Source organism: Clostridium sp. CCUG 7971, from assembly GCF_017590215.1.
Taxonomy (GTDB): domain Bacteria; phylum Bacillota; class Clostridia; order Peptostreptococcales; family Peptostreptococcaceae; genus Faecalimicrobium.
In genome coordinates this window covers 1-2,152 of the sequence record NZ_JAFFPK010000136.1, presented here as the reverse complement: position 1 = coordinate 2,152, position 2,152 = coordinate 1, and the positions used below count along the sequence as shown (strand labels likewise).

The following is a 2,152-nucleotide window of genomic DNA, read 5'->3' as shown; positions in this document are numbered from 1 at the left end:
TTTATTGTAAGAGATACTTAGATTATGAAAGATTATTTAATAATTTAAATAAAGAAATGTTAGTTAATAATAAAAATAAAAAAAATAATCATGCAAAGTTTTATAGAGTAAAACCTATAATAAAAAAAATAAGTAATTATATATATAATGACTGCTTTAATATCCATTATGCTATTATTGATGCATTAGTAGAAAATAATGTTGATAAAGTTGGATTAAGTATAAATGAAGAAAGTATAAAAAAATCTAGTGCATTATTTAATAACTATAAAGATGGATTTATAACTAAGCCTGATGAATGTAGGGTAGTAGAACAAGTAATAACCCTAAATCCTTATAGAGAAGATATATATGAATTTTTCATAAGGGAGGATGGAGATTTTAACGGAGAAATAGAAAGATTAACAAAATTTTTAGGTTATAATATTAAGGGTTATAAAGGTAAATTAATGGATTTATATATTAAAGAATTAGTAGAAACTAGCGTAGGAGACTTAGAGCTTGAAAAGGAAAAGATAAAAAAATATGCAAAGTATATAGGTTGTAAGGAAGAAGCTATATATTTAGCAAGGATTGATGCTATATATACTTTTGAAAACGCTTAATATATTTAAAAATGAAAAAGACTTCTACAGTAAATGTAGAAGCTTTTATTTTATAATACCAACCGCTAAGCTTCGGAAACGGACGTAGTCATTGGCGATATAAAATATAGCGCCCACGCAGTGGCTTAAGCAAAGCGAATTTTACTAATCAAAATAATTTAAAGTATCATCTTGATAAAAGCTATGTTCAAAATAATTATCGTCTTCTAATATAATATCATCATAATCATTACAATAATCGCTATCATTATATGGTAAAACATCGTCATAAATAAAACTATTATTAAAATTTAATAATTTTAATAATTTATTGCTATCTTTTTTACTAAATGACTTAGGATATATATTCATTATAAACACCTCTAATATTAATATAAGAACATTTGACACCAATATTATTATATTCAATTTATTACTTTTTTATATTATATTAACTAAAGTTTTTGAAAAAATTTTTTATATGTTAAAAATTATTGTTATGTTGAGTTTTTTAGAAATATCTTATGCTTAAAAGCATATATAATAAATTAAATAAAAGAATGAGGGGGGAGTGTATGGAGGAATTAAAAGGTAAAAACTATATATGTTCAAAAGAAGGAACAATAAATCATGAATCTATAGGATGGAGTAGAAATGTATTTAAAAATTGCGATATAGAGACCGGATTTTTTAGAAAAAAAATATGGAATCATTATATGTGGATGAATGAAAAGTTTATATGTACATTTGCCCTAGTAAAGCTAGATTACGTAGGAGTAATATATGTAGATTTTTATGATATAAGAAAAAATAATGAAATTCACAAGTGCATTTATATACCACTTTGCAATGGTATAATTATACACAATAATATAGGTTCATATGCTCATTTCCAAAACAAACAAATGTATGCAAATATTATAAGAGTCAGTAACAGTCTAAATATTATATTAAAATGGGATGAAATTGATATAGATGCAAGTATAGAAATAGAAGATGAATCTTTAAATGTCTTAGTACCATGGAGTGATAAATTATTTCACTATACCTCTAAGCAGTTTCCACTAAAGTCTAGTGGGTATATTCAAATAGGAGAAGAACAATGCTATATCGATGAGGCTATGATGTTTATTGATTATGGAAGAGGGATTTGGGAAAGAGAAAAATCTTGGTATTGGTTAACTTGTGGATTTGAAAAAGATAATAAAAGAATAGGGTTAAATTTAGGAGCTAAATGGACAGATAATACTGGTGTTAATGAAAATTGTATAAAGATAAATAATAAAATATTAAAGATAAACTCAGATGTAGAATTTAATAAAATAGATGAAAATAACTGGGGCATAAAATCTATAAATAGTGATGAAGTTGATTTAGTATTTGATATGATAAATTTAAATGAAAAAATATCTAGTAAGTACATTGTAAAATCTGATATGAAACAGAGAATTGGAATATTAAATGGTATTGTAAAATTAAATAATGAAGAGATTGAGTTTGAAAATAATATTTGCTGGTTTGAAGATCACTATGCAAAATGGTAAAAATAAAAAAGGATTAACTAATTA

General features: G+C 24.0%; 3 protein-coding genes. 2 read left to right on the top strand and 1 reads right to left on the bottom strand.

Annotated elements, in window-relative coordinates; genetic code table 11:
* A partial coding sequence (locus JWF52_RS15920) for a kinase (RefSeq protein WP_208334501.1) occupies positions 1–605 on the top strand: 605 nt, incomplete at its 5' end.
* A gap of 144 nt (positions 606–749) precedes the next feature.
* On the opposite strand, the gene JWF52_RS15915 is transcribed toward JWF52_RS15920, so the two are convergent.
* Positions 750–956 (bottom strand): hypothetical protein, encoded by a 207-nt coding sequence (locus tag JWF52_RS15915; protein ID WP_208334500.1) that lies wholly within the window; start codon positions 954–956, stop codon positions 750–752.
* Between the two features lie 203 nt (positions 957–1,159).
* On the opposite strand from JWF52_RS15915, the gene JWF52_RS15910 reads away from it, so the two are divergent.
* Positions 1,160–2,128, top strand: coding sequence for a DUF2804 domain-containing protein (locus JWF52_RS15910; RefSeq protein ID WP_208334499.1), 969 nt, complete (start codon positions 1,160–1,162; stop codon positions 2,126–2,128).
* Positions 2,129–2,152: the final 24 nt, after the last annotated feature.